The 13,826-nt window shown below is 66.2% G+C and carries 17 protein-coding genes; 10 read left to right on the forward strand and 7 right to left on the reverse strand.

The window, feature by feature from the left end:
- Positions 1 to 327: 327 nt before the first annotated feature.
- The gene (locus tag D892_RS0134280) at positions 328 to 1,254 is read left to right on the forward strand and encodes an alpha/beta hydrolase (protein ID WP_024805581.1); all 927 of its coding nucleotides are present in this window, start codon (positions 328 to 330) and stop codon (positions 1,252 to 1,254) included.
- On the opposite strand, the gene D892_RS0134285 is transcribed toward D892_RS0134280, so the two are convergent.
- The gene (locus D892_RS0134285) at positions 1,153 to 2,592 is read right to left on the reverse strand and encodes a helix-turn-helix domain-containing protein (protein ID WP_198037058.1); all 1,440 of its coding nucleotides are present in this window, start codon (positions 2,590 to 2,592) and stop codon (positions 1,153 to 1,155) included. The genes D892_RS0134280 and D892_RS0134285 overlap by 102 nt on opposite strands.
- 194 nt (positions 2,593 to 2,786) lie before the next feature.
- Here D892_RS0134285 and D892_RS0134290 point away from each other — a divergent pair, with 194 nt between their 5' ends.
- The 3 genes from D892_RS0134290 to D892_RS0134300 all read left to right on the forward strand — a co-directional run bounded on the left by D892_RS0134290 (position 2,787) and on the right by D892_RS0134300 (position 5,272).
- Positions 2,787 to 3,467 (forward strand): hypothetical protein, encoded by a 681-nt coding sequence (locus tag D892_RS0134290; RefSeq protein ID WP_036570843.1) that lies wholly within the window; start codon positions 2,787 to 2,789, stop codon positions 3,465 to 3,467.
- A gap of 80 nt (positions 3,468 to 3,547) precedes the next feature.
- The gene (locus D892_RS0134295) at positions 3,548 to 4,609 is read left to right on the forward strand and encodes a radical SAM protein (protein ID WP_232236234.1); all 1,062 of its coding nucleotides are present in this window, start codon (positions 3,548 to 3,550) and stop codon (positions 4,607 to 4,609) included.
- Between the two features lie 9 nt (positions 4,610 to 4,618).
- A complete protein-coding gene (locus tag D892_RS0134300; protein ID WP_036567681.1) occupies positions 4,619 to 5,272 on the forward strand; it encodes a hypothetical protein in 654 nt (217 codons plus the stop codon).
- Here the strand turns inward: D892_RS0134300 and D892_RS0134305 are convergent.
- Positions 5,269 to 6,195 (reverse strand): carbohydrate kinase family protein, encoded by a 927-nt coding sequence (locus tag D892_RS0134305; RefSeq protein WP_024805586.1) that lies wholly within the window; start codon positions 6,193 to 6,195, stop codon positions 5,269 to 5,271. The two genes, D892_RS0134300 and D892_RS0134305, sit on opposite strands and share 4 nt — an antisense overlap.
- Positions 6,196 to 6,199: 4 nt before the next feature.
- Positions 6,200 to 6,667, reverse strand: a complete 468-nt coding sequence (locus tag D892_RS0134310) for an NUDIX domain-containing protein (protein ID WP_024805587.1) — start codon at positions 6,665 to 6,667, stop codon at positions 6,200 to 6,202.
- A gap of 196 nt (positions 6,668 to 6,863) precedes the next feature.
- Here D892_RS0134310 and D892_RS0134315 point away from each other — a divergent pair, with 196 nt between their 5' ends.
- The 6 genes from D892_RS0134315 to D892_RS0134350 all read left to right on the forward strand — a co-directional run bounded on the left by D892_RS0134315 (position 6,864) and on the right by D892_RS0134350 (position 9,613).
- Entirely contained in the window at positions 6,864 to 7,064 is a 201-nt protein-coding gene (locus tag D892_RS0134315; protein WP_024805588.1) for a hypothetical protein, read from the forward strand.
- A gap of 229 nt (positions 7,065 to 7,293) precedes the next feature.
- Positions 7,294 to 7,611 carry a hypothetical protein gene (locus D892_RS0134325; protein ID WP_024805590.1) on the forward strand — a complete coding sequence of 106 codons (318 nt, stop codon included), beginning with the start codon at positions 7,294 to 7,296 and terminating at the stop codon, positions 7,609 to 7,611.
- Positions 7,604 to 7,846, forward strand: coding sequence for a hypothetical protein (locus tag D892_RS0134330; RefSeq protein ID WP_024805591.1), 243 nt, complete (start codon positions 7,604 to 7,606; stop codon positions 7,844 to 7,846). The genes D892_RS0134325 and D892_RS0134330 overlap by 8 nt, the downstream gene beginning before the upstream one ends.
- The gene (locus tag D892_RS0134335; RefSeq protein ID WP_024805592.1) at positions 7,839 to 8,231 is read left to right on the forward strand and encodes a hypothetical protein; all 393 of its coding nucleotides are present in this window, start codon (positions 7,839 to 7,841) and stop codon (positions 8,229 to 8,231) included. Before D892_RS0134330 ends, D892_RS0134335 begins: the two co-directional genes overlap by 8 nt.
- Positions 8,232 to 8,244: 13 nt before the next feature.
- Positions 8,245 to 8,487: a hypothetical protein gene (locus D892_RS0134340; RefSeq protein WP_156959809.1), complete on the forward strand. Its 243-nt coding sequence runs from the start codon at positions 8,245 to 8,247 to the stop codon at positions 8,485 to 8,487.
- A gap of 850 nt (positions 8,488 to 9,337) precedes the next feature.
- Complete coding sequence (locus tag D892_RS0134350) at positions 9,338 to 9,613, forward strand: YggT family protein (RefSeq protein ID WP_024805595.1); 276 nt, start codon at positions 9,338 to 9,340, stop codon at positions 9,611 to 9,613.
- Positions 9,614 to 9,616: 3 nt separating this feature from the next.
- On the opposite strand, the gene D892_RS0134355 is transcribed toward D892_RS0134350, so the two are convergent.
- From D892_RS0134355 to D892_RS0134370, 4 genes are all read right to left on the reverse strand, one after another.
- A complete protein-coding gene (locus D892_RS0134355) occupies positions 9,617 to 10,747 on the reverse strand; it encodes a hypothetical protein (protein ID WP_156959810.1) in 1,131 nt (376 codons plus the stop codon).
- 43 nt (positions 10,748 to 10,790) lie between these two features.
- Positions 10,791 to 11,639, reverse strand: coding sequence for an ABC transporter permease (locus tag D892_RS0134360; RefSeq protein WP_024805597.1), 849 nt, complete (start codon positions 11,637 to 11,639; stop codon positions 10,791 to 10,793).
- Positions 11,636 to 12,454 (reverse strand): ABC transporter ATP-binding protein, encoded by an 819-nt coding sequence (locus D892_RS0134365; protein WP_024805598.1) that lies wholly within the window; start codon positions 12,452 to 12,454, stop codon positions 11,636 to 11,638. Before D892_RS0134365 ends, D892_RS0134360 begins: the two co-directional genes overlap by 4 nt.
- Positions 12,455 to 12,523: 69 nt before the next feature.
- On the reverse strand, positions 12,524 to 13,732 hold the full coding sequence (locus tag D892_RS0134370) for an amidohydrolase (RefSeq protein ID WP_051499285.1): 1,209 nt from the start codon (positions 13,730 to 13,732) through the stop codon (positions 12,524 to 12,526).
- Positions 13,733 to 13,826: the final 94 nt, after the last annotated feature.

Below are 13,826 nucleotides of genomic sequence, written 5' to 3' on the forward strand. Positions count from 1 at the left end.
GCCCGCCGCGGATCCGCAGTAGCGATCGAACAGTCGCCTACCGTTGCGCCGAGCCTTCCCCGCCTTGCACGATGTGCGCCTCCCGCTAGTTGCTCATCAATTGAAGAGCCTAGCCAGTCGGATGAGGTACGGAACGTACCCGGCGGAATCGAGACCAGATCTCAGCGTCGAATCCACCCACGACGCCGGGAGAACTTCCTTCCGGAAGGGGCGAAATTTCCCCGACGGGTCAGCGAATGTCGGCGAATACTCTATTCGTGCATCGGCCCTCCCACATCCTGATCAACCACCTGGCCGCGGTTGCCCCGGTCTGGTTGACTGGCTCCCGTGGTTCCGACGAGCACCGTCACCCGCGTCCGCACCCTCGACGGCCTTCAACTGGCCGCGACTCTCGCCACCCCAGATCAACCGCCATCGCAGGCTGTCGTGTTGGTCCATGGCGGCGGCGTCACCCGCGAAGAGGGCGGCTTCTTCACCCGGCTGGCTGCTGGCCTGGCCGAGGCTGGGATTGCTTCCCTCCGGTTCGATCTCCGTGGTCACGGGGATAGCGAAGGCAGCCAAGCGGAACTCACACTCGCCACCATCCTCAACGACATCCGCGTCAGCCTGGCACATCTCCGCGAGGTCACCGGCGCGGCCGAGCTGAGCCTGTGCGGCGCGAGCTTCGCTGGCGGCATCTGCGCTTACTACGCCGCCAAACGGCCGGACGATCTGTCACGGCTGGTGCTCCTCAATCCGCAGGTGGACTACAAGAAGCGGACGATCGACACTCGGGACTACTGGACGAACGATGCCATCAGTGACGAGCGAGCCGAAGAGCTGAATTCGACTGGCGCCATTCAATTTAAGGCCAACTTGCAGCATGGCCGCCCGTTCCTGAACGAGGTGTTCTGGTTCCGGCCGCTCGATGTGCTCGGCGAGATTGAAGCGCCGACGCTCATCATCCACGGCAACGCCGACACCTTGGTGCCGATCGACGGATCGCGCGAGGCCGCCACCAAATTGACGTCGCCGGTTGAACTGGTGGAGATCGAGGGATCACAGCACGGCTTCGCCGTCCATGACGACCCGGAGTACTTGAATCCGAAGAGCCAGGAGTACCAGGCCGAGGTCATCGGCATCGCGGCCTCGTGGCTGGCAACCGGCTCGTCGTCAAGGCAACAGCACGTCGCGCAGCTCTTGCACCCTCGGCCGATGCCGCCACGGATCCAGGGTGCGGACAACGTCGATGATGACGTTCATCGTTCGCTCTGACCGTGTTTCGCGCGCCACCGCGACTGATTCAACCGCGACCGTGGCCGCTTCGTCCGGCTCGCCACTCAGGGCCAATGCTTTCGCCCGCCGAGCCCCGAAGAAGCCAGCATCGCGCCGCGACAGTGAGCCACTGGCAAGGACCTGGCCGAAGAGCTGCGTCGCCGTCTGCGGCCTCCCCGCTTCGGTGTAGCAACATGCGGACCGCACCAGGAGCGTGCCCTCATTGAAGTAGCTGACCAGGGCATGGTCATCCGCACCGTTCGCCTGGGTGAGGAGGTGCCCCGCATCGGCCAGGTTTTGTTCAACGACGCTGGTCGGTTCGCCGATCATGGCGAGGCCCAGGGCCTCCTGCTGCACGACTTCGGCCTGGACCCGCGTGGGCAGTTGCCAGGGGCCATCCTTTGCCGCCTGCGCCAACGTCAGCAACGTGCCAGTGTCACGGGTCTCGTAAGCCATCTGGGATTTCTTGAGCAGCACGTACCCCTGCATCGGCAGACTGCCCGCGGCCTGCGCCCATTCCATTGCCCGGTCGTAGAGGAAGGTGGCGGTCAGCGGATTGTGCAGATCGCGGTACAGCCACCCGGCGAACTCGGCACCATCGGCCCCCACGGCGAGCAGTTGCCGCTGGATGTTCGGCTTAACTTCCCGTGTGTGCCGCCTGATGGCACCAAGAATCCCGAGCACCAACGGCAGGGCCGCTGCCGGACCGAGTGTGCCGTCGTCGGCCTTACACCGCGCCAGCTGCGCGCGGAAGAAGTCCACCACGGTGCCATCGAAGTACCGGCGTGCATCCTCCAAGGCCGCGCCGACACGTTCGAGGTCGTCGGCGTGACTGGGCGGTGGTGCGGCGGTGCCGTCCGAGGCCAACCATCGGACGAGCGCCACGGCGTCATGGCCTGCGACACTGGTAGTTTCGGTGGGCAACACTGCTCCGTCGCCTTCGGCATCCGGCAGCTTGAACCACAGCAGGTCAGCCGGAATGTCGAGGATCTCGGCCCAGCGGATCAGCTTGGAAATCTGTTCGGGTGCCGGACCCTTTTCGATCCGGCTGAGCTGCGCTTGGGTCAGTTCCAGCCAGTTGGCCACCAGTTCCTGTGGCAGTGGGCGCCCATGATACGGATGGGTCCGGTAAGCGAAGATCACGCGGCCCATGTGCCAAGTGGCCAAGGCGTCGCGGATCTTGTCGGTCTGCCAGAAATCCGGCGGCACCGTGGGCGGATGTAGTGCCTCGTCGCGCGCAGTGAGATTACAAGGGCCGCATAGTATTTCGGCGTTGTAGCGATTGAGCCTGCTCCCACAGCGAGCGCAGTAGCGTTGCTGCTCGGGTTCGCGCTTCATGGCTACTCCGACATCGTTTTGGGGTGCCCTGACCGCGCCCCGTTCGCCCTGGTCGCGTGACCTTACCAGGGCTTGACGGTCCTCACTATACGTTTCATACATACCCCGCATACCCCCATGTCGTGGTCGTTTTCGCCCCGCCGATCGACCCTGAGGGGCCTGGACATATTCGGGCCTCACGAAAGGGGTTGGCCGTGACCTTGTCCCTGGTAGTTCCCATCTTCGGCCCACCGGCCGCCGGTAAAACCACCCTGACCTTGCGCCTCCAAACACCGGGACGGCGAATCTTCCGACTGCGCGAGCACGTCCCAAAAGAGGTACTGGCCGCGACAGCCACCAGCAGCGAACGCCTGGGCTGGATCGACGAGTTCACCGTCGGTGATGTGCTCCGGTCATATTTCGTTGCTGCTCACGAAGATTCGGCCGTTCACACGATCCTGCTGGACAACTTCCCCGGATCGGCCAGCCAGGTCGACCAGCTGCTGGCGACGCTCTGGACGCTGACGCCCTCGCCGCACATCGAGCCGATCGAAGTGCTGACGGACGCACGAACGCTGAAGCAGCGGGCCAAGACTCGCAAGGTTTGCCACCGCTGCGAACGCGATCCGATCTCGGACCCACGTCTGCCAGCTGTCCCGGCCGACGATGACCCATGGCAGTGCGCGCACTGCGGCGGCCTGCTGCATCCGCGCCGAGGTGACTCCCCGCTGTTGTTCAAGGCCAGATTGCAGCGCTACCACCAGACGGCCGCTGGCATCCGAGCGGGCTTTACAGATTCCGGGATCACCGTCACCGCACTCGACACCACCAACACCATCGATGGGGCGGCGAATCTGCTTGCCCCGCTGCTCATTTCACGGAGTACTTCGCTATGACGACTGTTGACCTACCTGTCCCACTCCTCAGAAGCAAAAGTGATGGCTACGGCCATGCTCGGATGCCCCGTGGTGCCAGCGTGCCGGAGCCGGAACGGATTGATCGGGTGGCGTATGGGCGCTTCCGCAATGTGTACCTATACATCACCGAAGCCTGCCAATTGCGCTGTGAGCACTGCTACATGGGCGAACGGCTGGACCGTGCCCTGAAGATGCCGCTGCAACAGATCGTGGATACACTCGCCACCTGGCGTCGGCTGGGCGGGAGCAAGTTGACTCTCCTCGGCGGGGAACCGACGTTGCACCCCGCCTACTGTGACGCCGTTCGGATGAGTCGGCAGCTCGGCTACGAGCACGTCATCACGACCACGAATGCGCAAAAGCCAGCGTTCAAGAAGTTCCGGCAGCTGGAACCCGAGGACTTCGCTTACGTCCAAATAAGTTTGGATGGCGGAACGCCAGCCAGCCACGACGCGATCCGGGGTCCGAACACCTTCGACACTGCTCTGGAAACGACGGCGGAGCTGACGGCCCGCGGTTTCGACACCCGGATCATCTGCACTGTGAACAAGGCCAACGAGGGCAATGTCCTGCACTTGCTGGAGCTGGCCGATGAGCTGAACGTCAACTTGGTCAAGTTCCATGTCTTCTCGACGATCGGCACCGGCCACGGCAATGCCGAGATGGCGATGACGCCACCCGAGTGGGTGAATTTCTGTGATCGCCTGCATGTTGTTGCACCCGAGCACAAGACGCGCGTGTGGTACCAGCCGACATATGCCCGGCGCGACCAGATGGAGCGCTACGCCGCCGAGGGTTACCAAGGGTGCATCGGCCGGACGCTGGATCGGATCTCCATCTTTCCGGATGGCCGCTGCTATGTCTGCTCGTACCTGTTCGACACCGAGCTGCACTTCGCCCAGATGGTTGACGGGAAAGTGCAGCTCAACCCCGGGGTCAACGAGTTCGACCTGTTCACCGGCGCACTCGCTGAAAGCTCTTGCGGCGGCTGCAAGGCCAGCGCCTGCATGGGTGGCTGCCCGGCCGAGGAGTTGGTGATGGGCAAAGCCTCCTGCGACGCCTACGACGACATCGTGCCGGTCTGCCGGTTGTGGAAATCCAGCGCCAAGCCCGAGGAGTGAGGAACCGGAATGGACGACATGGACCGCATCGCCGAAAACCTGCGCTGGATCGACTGGAACGACATCGACGACGTTGAGATCAACTGCCGTGAGGCACTGAACGAACTCGCCGCCGAACCGCGGATTGTGCGTACGCGGCTGGACGAGCTGCCCAACCAGCCAAAACTACTCGCCATGTGCGAGCACTACGACATCCTGGACAAGATCGTGCTGCACAGCGACGACGATCCGGGCATCCGTATCCGGCTACACGTCTTTCTGCCGGGTTACTTCGACCGGCCGCACAACCACCGTTGGTCGTATGCCAGCCGACTTCTGCGCGGCCAGTACCGGCATTATCTGTTCGGCAATGCCGAGGTCGATGAGCAGATGGACCCGAACAAGCTGCCAGTTCTTCAGGCTCGGGAGGAGCCGATCGGCACCAGCTACGCACTGCACCACACAATGGTTCACGCGGTGGTGGCCGAGCCGTTCACGGTGAGCCTGGTGGTCCGCGGCCCAGCGGTGAAGGACAAGTTCCTGGTCATGGACCGGCACACTGGGGAGGCGTGGTGGCAGTTCGGGGCGAAGGATGAGTCTGCCGAGGAAGCGGAGCGGAAGCGGATGACGCCGGAACGATTGCAGGAGGTGCGGGGGCAGCTGACGGAGTGGGAGTTGTTCTAGCTGGCGGCGAACTGCTGGCGCGAGGCGATCAGCGCTTGCAGTTCAGCCAAGCTCGGCAGTGGGGCGTTCTGGTGTCGTGCACACTGGAGCGCCCCACTGGCCGATCCAAGCAACATACTGAGCTGCATCGACCACCCAGCACGCAAGCCATAGAGGAGGCCACCGGAAAACGCTGCACCGGCGCAGTGGGTATGGCGAACGGTAACCGGGAATGCGGGCACAGAAGTTTGTTCGGATCGGCTAACGGCAACGGCACCGAAGGCACCGGCCGTCACGATCACCCACCGAGCGCTGGTCTGGGCCAGCAGCGACCTGGCCAAGGCTGGCGATTCTTCGTGAGCGGTGTCATCGACGTTGGTTTGAATCAGGAGGTGTGGATGACCGCGGAGTGCGGTGGCCACTGACTCCGAGAGATCGGAGCCGCCAAGATTTAGGAGCATTGGCACCTCGGTCGTGCGGCCGGCGTCGATCACCCGTATGGTTGCCTGCTCAATGATTTCGTAGCAGTCGACGTAGAGGAAGGAGGCCGCCGCGATCGGCGCCAGATCCACCTGCTCCAGGCTGGCGGCAACGCCCGGCAGATGCGCGAACCAGGTGCGGGTGTGGTCATCGTCGGCAGCCACCACGGTCCGTGGGGTGACGACTTCTGGTCGGGTCGTGAAAGCGCATTCGACGGCACGCTCTTCGAGCCACTGGCGAACGAACGTGCCGTGATCGTCGCTGCCAATGTCGTTGGCAGCCAACAGGGTCGGCGCTCCGAGAGCTGCGAGCGCCGCCGCTGTTGTTGGCCCGTCAGCTGCGACGGATCGTTCAATGCTTCGGACTTCGGCCCCGTGGTTCGCGCGTGGGAACTGGGGCACAGTCCACAGCTCCGCCAGCGCCAGGTAGCTGACGCACACCACCGGCCCGGACTGGAGCGTCATCGTGCTACCAGCCGTACACCGAGAAGCTGTTGCCGTCGGCGATGGACCGCATGGCCACGCGGCAGTAGTCGATCATGTGATCCGGCAGCTCGTTCACTGAAAACCATTCCAGGGCAGCACATTTGTCCGGCTCGCGGTTGTCGGGCTCACCCTGCCAGTTCCGCACAGTGAAGAAGAAGGCCATCCGGCCACCGGACGAGGAGTTGTGCATGACGTGACTGAACTGCACATCCTCGGCCTTGATGGCGACGCCGATCTCTTCCTCTGCTTCACGGATCAGGGCGGTGATGACGGATTCGTCGGCCTCCAGATGGCCGCTGGGCAGGTGCCAGGCACTGTCCTCGAAGCCGGTGTTTTGGCGCTGACCGAAGAGCACTTCGTTGCCGCGGCGCAGGACAAGGTGAACATCGCCGGTGACCTTGTGGCGGCGCGTGTCTGAGCCGTGAGCTTGCTTGGTGACTGTGTCGGTCATGAAGTGAAAATCCCCTTCTTCCATAATAGTTGAGCGGGGTTTGCAACAAGGGACGAGCGAGCGAGGCCAGCCTAATGCCCAGGGCGGTGGGGAAATATACGCCGGACGTATACCGACCAACGGGTCACGGCATGGACCCGTCGCGGTTGCCGATTCACCCTCGTTACCAGGCAATTTGGCTAACAACGGAACGGGGATGGTGAACATGCGGCATCCGCGCCACATCCGGATCGAATCCGGCGCATTGAGGCTGGACTACCAAGCGCCAGCGGAGCAGGCACAGAACGTCGCCAATGAGCTGGCGACTGGTTATTCGGAACTTGAACTGCACGTGACCGTTGACGACAACGTGCGCGACGGCCTACAGCCGCTCCCGTATGGGGAGCTGTGGGATTGACGATGCCGATGCCAGAACCCGTGAGCCACAGGACATTTGTGCAAGCAGACGGCAAATTAGCTGAGTTCATGTGCCAGGTGCACTTGATGGATTTGATGGTTGAACGCGCCTGGGACTTGCGGGACATCCGCCGGGTGCGCTCCGCAGCCGCGCGTATGCCCAGCATGACCTCCGTTCAAGTTCCTACCACAAACCCCATCCAAAGGCCCGCGCAGAAGAGGGTGCACCAGTGACCGACGACGCACCGACCGCGTTGATCGCCGCCGACACCGGCAGCCCCAACTATCAGCTGGTCGAGAAACGATTGCGGCGGCTGGCCGACCGGCTCGGATATTCGGTCATCGCGCTCTGCCTGCCCAACTCGACCCTGATCGCCGACACCATCCACCGGTGGCGCGACGACGGACTCCTCATCGACGGGCTGATCGTCGACACCCGCGACGGCATCGACCTCGACGTGCTGTTGCCGATGCTGTGCGAAATCGTCACCGCCACACCGGGCATGTGCTATTCGCGGTGGTCCGAGGAGCCGTTGCGCGATGAGTGATCTCGGCCCCCTCCGCCCCGAACACGCGACGGACGAGTGGCGGCTCGACGGCGACGAGAACAGCTGGTGGCTGTCGAAACACGCTGACTCGCTCGTGGCGAAGATCCGGCCGACAACGCCCACGACCTGCGCGTGGGGCATCTACACCACCGACGGCCGGATGATCCGCGAAGCCTCCGTCACCTGCGTTGATGTGGCGAAACAAGCTGTCGACGAATGGGGCCAGGATGCGTGACCCCGCCCCCGGTGAACGCCTGCCGCACCGCATCCCGACCGAATTCCTGTGGACCCGCCCGGTCCCCCACCCGACCACCGGCCTGCTGGTGCGGGTCCTGACCGCACTCCGAGACTCCGAAAGCCACATGAGACAGGGAACAGGACGCAGACAGCAACAGATCCTGCAACTGCTGGCCGACGGCGCACCCCGCGACTGCCTGACCATCGCCGAGGATCTCCGGATCAGCCCCCATAGCGTGCACGAGACGATCACGGTCATGCACACCCGGCACTGGGTATGCGAGGTGGGCCGCGCCCGCCACTGGCCGACGCGGGTGTGGCAGATCAACAGCGCGGGACGGCAACAGATTCCACCCGAATGCAGTCAGCAACCCAGAGCCTGAGATGAGGGGAACGATGCTCGCCGGACACGGGCCGAACCAACAACAGATCCTGCACCTGCTCCGCGACGAGATGCCACGCACCTGCAGGCAGATATCCGAGCAAACCGGCATCGAGCTGTCCCGGGTGTGCAATACGATCGCGGGCCTCGACCGCCACAGCATGATCCGCTACAGCGGCATCCGCGGCGAACACAACGCCAAACACTGGGCGATCGACGACGCCGGACGCGACCTCCTCGACAAGACGGAGCAGTGAGCCGAGCCGTCGAACCCTCGATACCGCGTTGCCCGGAGGCGGAAACGCCCCGGAGCCGAGAGCTCACCCCGTCCCGGCGTGCGGGCAACGGCCGCCCCTGCCCGCCGGTGGACGACGGCGCAGGGTGCGCGGCCGCGACGGCGCGGCGGACACGGGCGAGGTCGGTGCCGCCGAAAGGCTCTGTGCCCGGGTCGAATCCGTCGGGATCGAATGCACCGTCCACACCACCGAGGGCGGCCACACCTGGCAGTTCGCCGCAGCGGCGTTCACCTCGTCGCTCCCGAGGGTGGCCGCCCGGGTGGGCTGCCGGTGGCACCGGCTGACACCGAATCCCGATCTCCCCGCGCATCGCGGCGAGCGGGTCTATCGGCCGCGCCGGCTCAGCTGTCGGGTAAGGGAATCAGCTCGAGATGTTCGGGCACCACCGACGACGTGGCACAGCTGTTGCGCCCGGTCACGAGGCTCACCCCGCCCCGATGCTCCACCAGCCACCTCCCGCACACACACCGCAGATACCGCACCACCCCGTGCGACGACACGTGCATCGGCGAGGGCCACGAGCAGGCCGGGCAAGCAACGGACATACCGGCCAACCCTGCGTAACGACCGACAGTTTTGCAATCACCCGCCCGGCGTGGCGACCAACTCGTCCCCGGAATCACGCCGCACCCATCGCCGCCCGCGGCCGGGCGGCAAGCGAGTCGGCCTGCTCCTGCGACCACGGCGGCACTCGGCCGAGAACACGAGGCCGGACCGAGCCGCGGATCAGGCGGTCCGGCGATTCGGCACTTTCTCGAGGGCCGGGGCGTTGACACTGGTAAGTAGACGCCGTCGGCACGAAGGAGACCTCATGAGCCTCATCGGAAACGTGCTCGGGTACGCCCTGACGGTGTTCCTGCTACTGCTCATCGCCCGGCTGATCGTGGACTGGGCGGAGATGCTGGGCAACAATCCGCGGTGGATGTGGAAGGTGCGGCGGTTCACGCACGCCGCCACCGAACCCGTGATCGGGCCGGTGCGGCGGGTGCTGAAACCGGTCCGGCTCGGCGGTGTCGCCCTCGACCTGGCCTTCACCGTGGTGTTCATCGCGGTGCTGGTGCTGCGGTCGATCGCGTTCAGCCTGTGACCGCTACGGTGTCGTCTTCAGGCCCAGCGCCGGGTCGATGAATTCGTTGGTCACCAGGTCCGCGGCGGTCAGCCCGTCGGCGACCTGCTGACCGCGGGAGCGCAGCACGGGTGTCACGGCGGCGATCGCGCGGTCGACGCGGGCGGTGTCGAAATTGCCGAGCGTGGCGTCCGTGCCGTTGCCGACGATATGTTCCTCGAGCTGCCGGCGGACCGAGTCGGTGTTGCCGGCCGCGGTCATGGGCGGGCCGTCGGGAATGGTCTCCGCGATCCGCAGCATCGCGTCGTTGACCGGTCCCGGATCGGTGACGTAGTCGATCTGGGCCTGCTGGAGCATCGGCACCAGCTCGGTCAGGCAGGGACGGAGCTTGTCCAGCTCACCGCTGCGCACCGACCAGGCGTGCGGGTAGATCTCGTAGCCCGCCTCGTGCACGAGCAGCGATTTCGTGGGCTTCTGCCAGCCCTTGACGTCGTGCTCCCAGCGGTAGGGCTCGTTGGACACGTAGCCCTGCTGCATCACCCGGCCGTGTTCGGCGACGAACCGGCTGGGGGTGCCGTCGAAGGAGGCGTCGGCCTGTTCCGGCCGCACGTAGCCGTTGGCGATCAGGTAGTCCATGAAGATCTTGCCCTCGCTGTAGACGACGGGCGCACCGGTCGCGGCCACGTCCCGCCACGACGACACCTGATAGGTCGCCGGATCCCACATGATGATCTGCGGATTCACGTCCAGCGACGCGAACACGCCGCGCACCGGGAACTTCGACTGCGAGCGCACCGCGTCGTCGGTGGGCACGAAACCCAGTGTGACACCGGGATCCTGGTACATCTGCGCCGGCACCGGCTGACCGCCGAGGAACGGGCCGCCGAGGCGGACCTCCACATTGATGCCGGTATCGCCCAGCGGACCGGCGTAGGCGCCCTTCGTCACATCGACCGTCCCGTCGGGCCCCACCAGCTGGAACGCCGCCGCCCGCTCCGGTGTCGCGTACCAATCCGTCTGGATGACGACGGTGGACGGGCAGACTCCGGCGAGCGGACCGTTCCCGGTCGGCGCCGGTGTGGTCGGGGCGCTGGTGCAGGCGGCCAGGACGGCGGCGCAGGCGAGCGCGGCCGCGGCGAGTATGCGTGTGTTCACGAGCATTCCTGGTGTTCGAAGTGATGGGAGAGAAGACGATTCGCTAAGCGCCGCGCCGGCGGCCGTGGGCCCGGTCGACGCGGCCGGCCAGGAAGTCGAAGAACCAGAACAGGATCAGCCCGACCAGCGACGACAGCAGCAGCGCGGTCAGCAGTTCCTCGGTCGACAGCCGCTGCCGGTACACGTCGATCATCCGGCCGATACCCGGCTCGCCCTGCCGGAAGAAGAAGTCCGCGACGATCGACCCGATGACGGCCATGCCGCCGGAGATCTTGAACCCGGAGATCATCGCCGGAAGTGCCGCGGGCAGTTGCAGTTTCACCAGCCGCTGCCACCGGTTCGCGCCGTGCAGGGTGAACAGGTCGTGTTCGGCCGCCGCCACCGACTTCAGCCCGAACAGGGTATTCGTGACGACCGGGAACAGCGACACCATCACGCACACGATGACCCGGCTGCCGAACTCGTAGCCGAACCAGAATCCGAACAGCGGCACCACCGCGAGGATCGGAATCGTTTGCAGCACCACCGCGTACGGGTACAGCGAGTACTCCGCCCAGCGCGCCTGGCTCATCACCACGGCGAACCCGACGCCCGCCACGATCGCGATGACGAGCCCGGCCAGCGCGATCTGCACGGTGGACCACAGCGCGGTCAGGATCTCGGTGCGCGCCACCGGATCCAGCAGCCCCTTCGACACCACCGTCTCCGGCGGCGGCAGCAGGAACTTCGACTGCTCCGGCAGCAGGTAGTGGCCCGCGACGTACCACGCGGCCAGCACCAGCGCGAACACCACGATCGGCGCGACGATGCGCAGCGGCCCGCCGTGCAACCGCGGCAGCCTCGACCGCGCACCGGCCCGCGCCGTCGCCACCGCCCCGCTCGCCGTCGTCATGCCGCCGTCTCCCGCTCGGCGCCGTGCAGCGCGGCCGACACCGCCGTCGCGATCTCGCCGAACTCGGCGGTGAACCGGATCCCCGGATCGCGGGGAAACTCCAGCGGCACAGGTATTTCCGCGGCGACCCGGCCCGGCCGTCCGGTGAGCACGATCACCCGCGTCGACATGTACACCGCCTCGGCGACCGAATGCGTGACGAACACCCCGGCGAAGGAATCCCGCAGGAACAGCTGGCTCACCTCTTGGTTCAGCCGCTGCCGGGTGATCTCGTCGAGCGCGCCGAACGGCTCGTCGAACAGGAACAGCTCCGGCCGCAGGGTGAGGGCGCGGGCGATGGACGCCCGCATCCGCATACCGCCGGACAGCTGGGCGGGCTTGTGCTTCTCGAATCCGGCCAGCCCGACCCGCTCGATCGCGTCCAGGGCACCGGCCCGGCGGGTGCGGCGATCGGCACCGGCCAGTTCGGCGGGAAGTTCCACGTTGGCCAGCACGCTCCGCCAGGCCAGCAGCGTCGCCTCCTGGAAGATGTAGCCGAGCCGCCCGGTGGCGACGTCGACCGTGCCGGAGGTCGGCCGCTCGAATCCGGCCGCCAACCGCAACAGGGTCGACTTGCCGCAGCCGGACGGACCCACCAGGGACACGAATTCGCCTGGGCGAACGGCGAAGTCGACATCCCGCAGGGCGTGGGTGCCGTTGCCGAAGGTCAGTCCGACCCGCTCCAGAACGAGAGACGGCGCCGCCTCGGCCGGCGCGGTTTTCGTATACCCGGCTCGCTCGGCATCCGCGGAGGAGATCGCGGCGGAAGTGCTCATACCCAGAGTTCTATCGGCCGGTGGTTGCCGACAGCGTTCCGAACGATTACGCCCCTGTTTCGTATACGATTAATCCGGTTGCGCGGTAGTCCCATCGCGAACGACGATCCGCCCGCGCTGGAGCACCAGCCTGCGCGGCGGTACCGAAACGACCGCCGCCGCCGGGGTTTCGGCGTCGACGGCGAACAGGTCGGCGGGCGCACCCGGCTCGAGCCCGTACCGTTCCAGCCCGAGAACCCGTGCGCCGCCGTAGGTTCCGGCGGCCAGTGCGAGCTCGATCTCGGCGTCGGCGAGCAGCCGGTCGCGGAAGGCGACGGTGTTGATCCGGCGCAGCATGTCGCCGTCGCCGTAGGGGGTCCACAGATCGCGGATGCCGTCGTTGCCGAGCGCCAGGGCGGCACTAGCCTCGTGCATCACCCGCAGCGGCACCACCGGCGCGTCGCCGACCGCGCATGTCACCATGGCGACGCCGGCCTCGGCCAGATCGTCGGCGATGCGGCGCTGCTCGTCGGCCGGCAGCGCGCCCATGGCGTACGCGTGGCTGATCGCGACCCGGCCGGACAGGCCGGTCGCCCTGGTTCGCTCGATGATCAGGCCGAACTGCCAGGCGCCCAGCGAACCGGCGTCGTGCAGGTGGATGTCCACCTTGGCGCCGTACTTCTCGGCCAGGCCGAAGATGACGTCGAGGTGCGCGACCGGGTCGCGGTCGTAGCCCGCCGGGTCCAGGCCGCCGACCACCTGCACACCGTCGGCCAGTGCGGCCTCCAGCAGCTCGGCGGTGCCCGGGCGGGTGATCAGGCCGCCCTGCGGGAAGGCGACGAGCTCGACGTCGACCCGCCCGGCATGCCGGGCGGCCGCGGCACGGACCGCCTCGACGCCGCGCAGGCCGATCTCGGGGTCGATGTCGATGTGGCTGCGCACGTGTGCCGTTCCCCGGCGGATCATCTCGCCGAGCAGGTTGCCCGCGTACTCGGCGCTCGGTATCCCCAGTTCGGCACGCCGCCCCTCGCCGTTGGCGATGCGCCCGGTCAGCGTCCGACCGCCGGTATTGGGCGTCCACGGGGCGCCGAACAGCGTCTTGTCCAGATGGCAGTGGGTGTCGACGAGGCCCGGAAACACCAGCGCCCCGGCCAGATCGAGGGTGTCGGCGTCCGGCGCCGACAGGCCGGGGCCGATCGTCTCGATGCGGCCGTCGCGGATCAGGATGTCGGCGGCCGCGGCGGGCCGTCCCGGAACCCAGGGACGGCCCCCGGTCAGCAGCAGGTCGTTCACGGTCATCACCTTCCGGAGAAATGTGCGGCACATCGTATACAAATATCGCCCGAAATGCCTGGCGGGTGTCCTCGGCGTGCGCCCGGAAGGCTCTGCGCCG

The organism is Nocardia sp. BMG51109 (genome assembly GCF_000526215.1).
Classification (GTDB): domain Bacteria; phylum Actinomycetota; class Actinomycetes; order Mycobacteriales; family Mycobacteriaceae; genus Nocardia.

Excerpts from the sequence above, each read along its gene's own strand:
- D892_RS0134300 (WP_036567681.1), top strand. The coding sequence starts at position 4,619 with ATGGACGACATGGACCGCATCGCCGAAAACCTGCGCTGGATCGACTGG.
- D892_RS0134365 (WP_024805598.1), bottom strand. The coding sequence starts at position 12,454 with ATGAGCACTTCCGCCGCGATCTCCTCCGCGGATGCCGAGCGAGCCGGG.
- D892_RS0134340 (WP_156959809.1), top strand. The coding sequence starts at position 8,245 with ATGCTCGCCGGACACGGGCCGAACCAACAACAGATCCTGCACCTGCTC.
- D892_RS0134360 (WP_024805597.1), bottom strand. The coding sequence starts at position 11,639 with ATGACGACGGCGAGCGGGGCGGTGGCGACGGCGCGGGCCGGTGCGCGG.
- D892_RS0134330 (WP_024805591.1), top strand. The coding sequence starts at position 7,604 with ATGAGTGATCTCGGCCCCCTCCGCCCCGAACACGCGACGGACGAGTGG.
- D892_RS0134335 (WP_024805592.1), top strand. The coding sequence starts at position 7,839 with ATGCGTGACCCCGCCCCCGGTGAACGCCTGCCGCACCGCATCCCGACC.
- D892_RS0134315 (WP_024805588.1), top strand. The coding sequence starts at position 6,864 with ATGGTGAACATGCGGCATCCGCGCCACATCCGGATCGAATCCGGCGCA.
- D892_RS0134305 (WP_024805586.1), bottom strand. The coding sequence starts at position 6,195 with ATGACGCTCCAGTCCGGGCCGGTGGTGTGCGTCAGCTACCTGGCGCTG.
- D892_RS0134310 (WP_024805587.1), bottom strand. The coding sequence starts at position 6,667 with ATGACCGACACAGTCACCAAGCAAGCTCACGGCTCAGACACGCGCCGC.
- D892_RS0134285 (WP_198037058.1), bottom strand. The coding sequence starts at position 2,592 with ATGAAGCGCGAACCCGAGCAGCAACGCTACTGCGCTCGCTGTGGGAGC.
- D892_RS0134350 (WP_024805595.1), top strand. The coding sequence starts at position 9,338 with ATGAGCCTCATCGGAAACGTGCTCGGGTACGCCCTGACGGTGTTCCTG.
- D892_RS0134370 (WP_051499285.1), bottom strand. The coding sequence starts at position 13,732 with ATGACCGTGAACGACCTGCTGCTGACCGGGGGCCGTCCCTGGGTTCCG.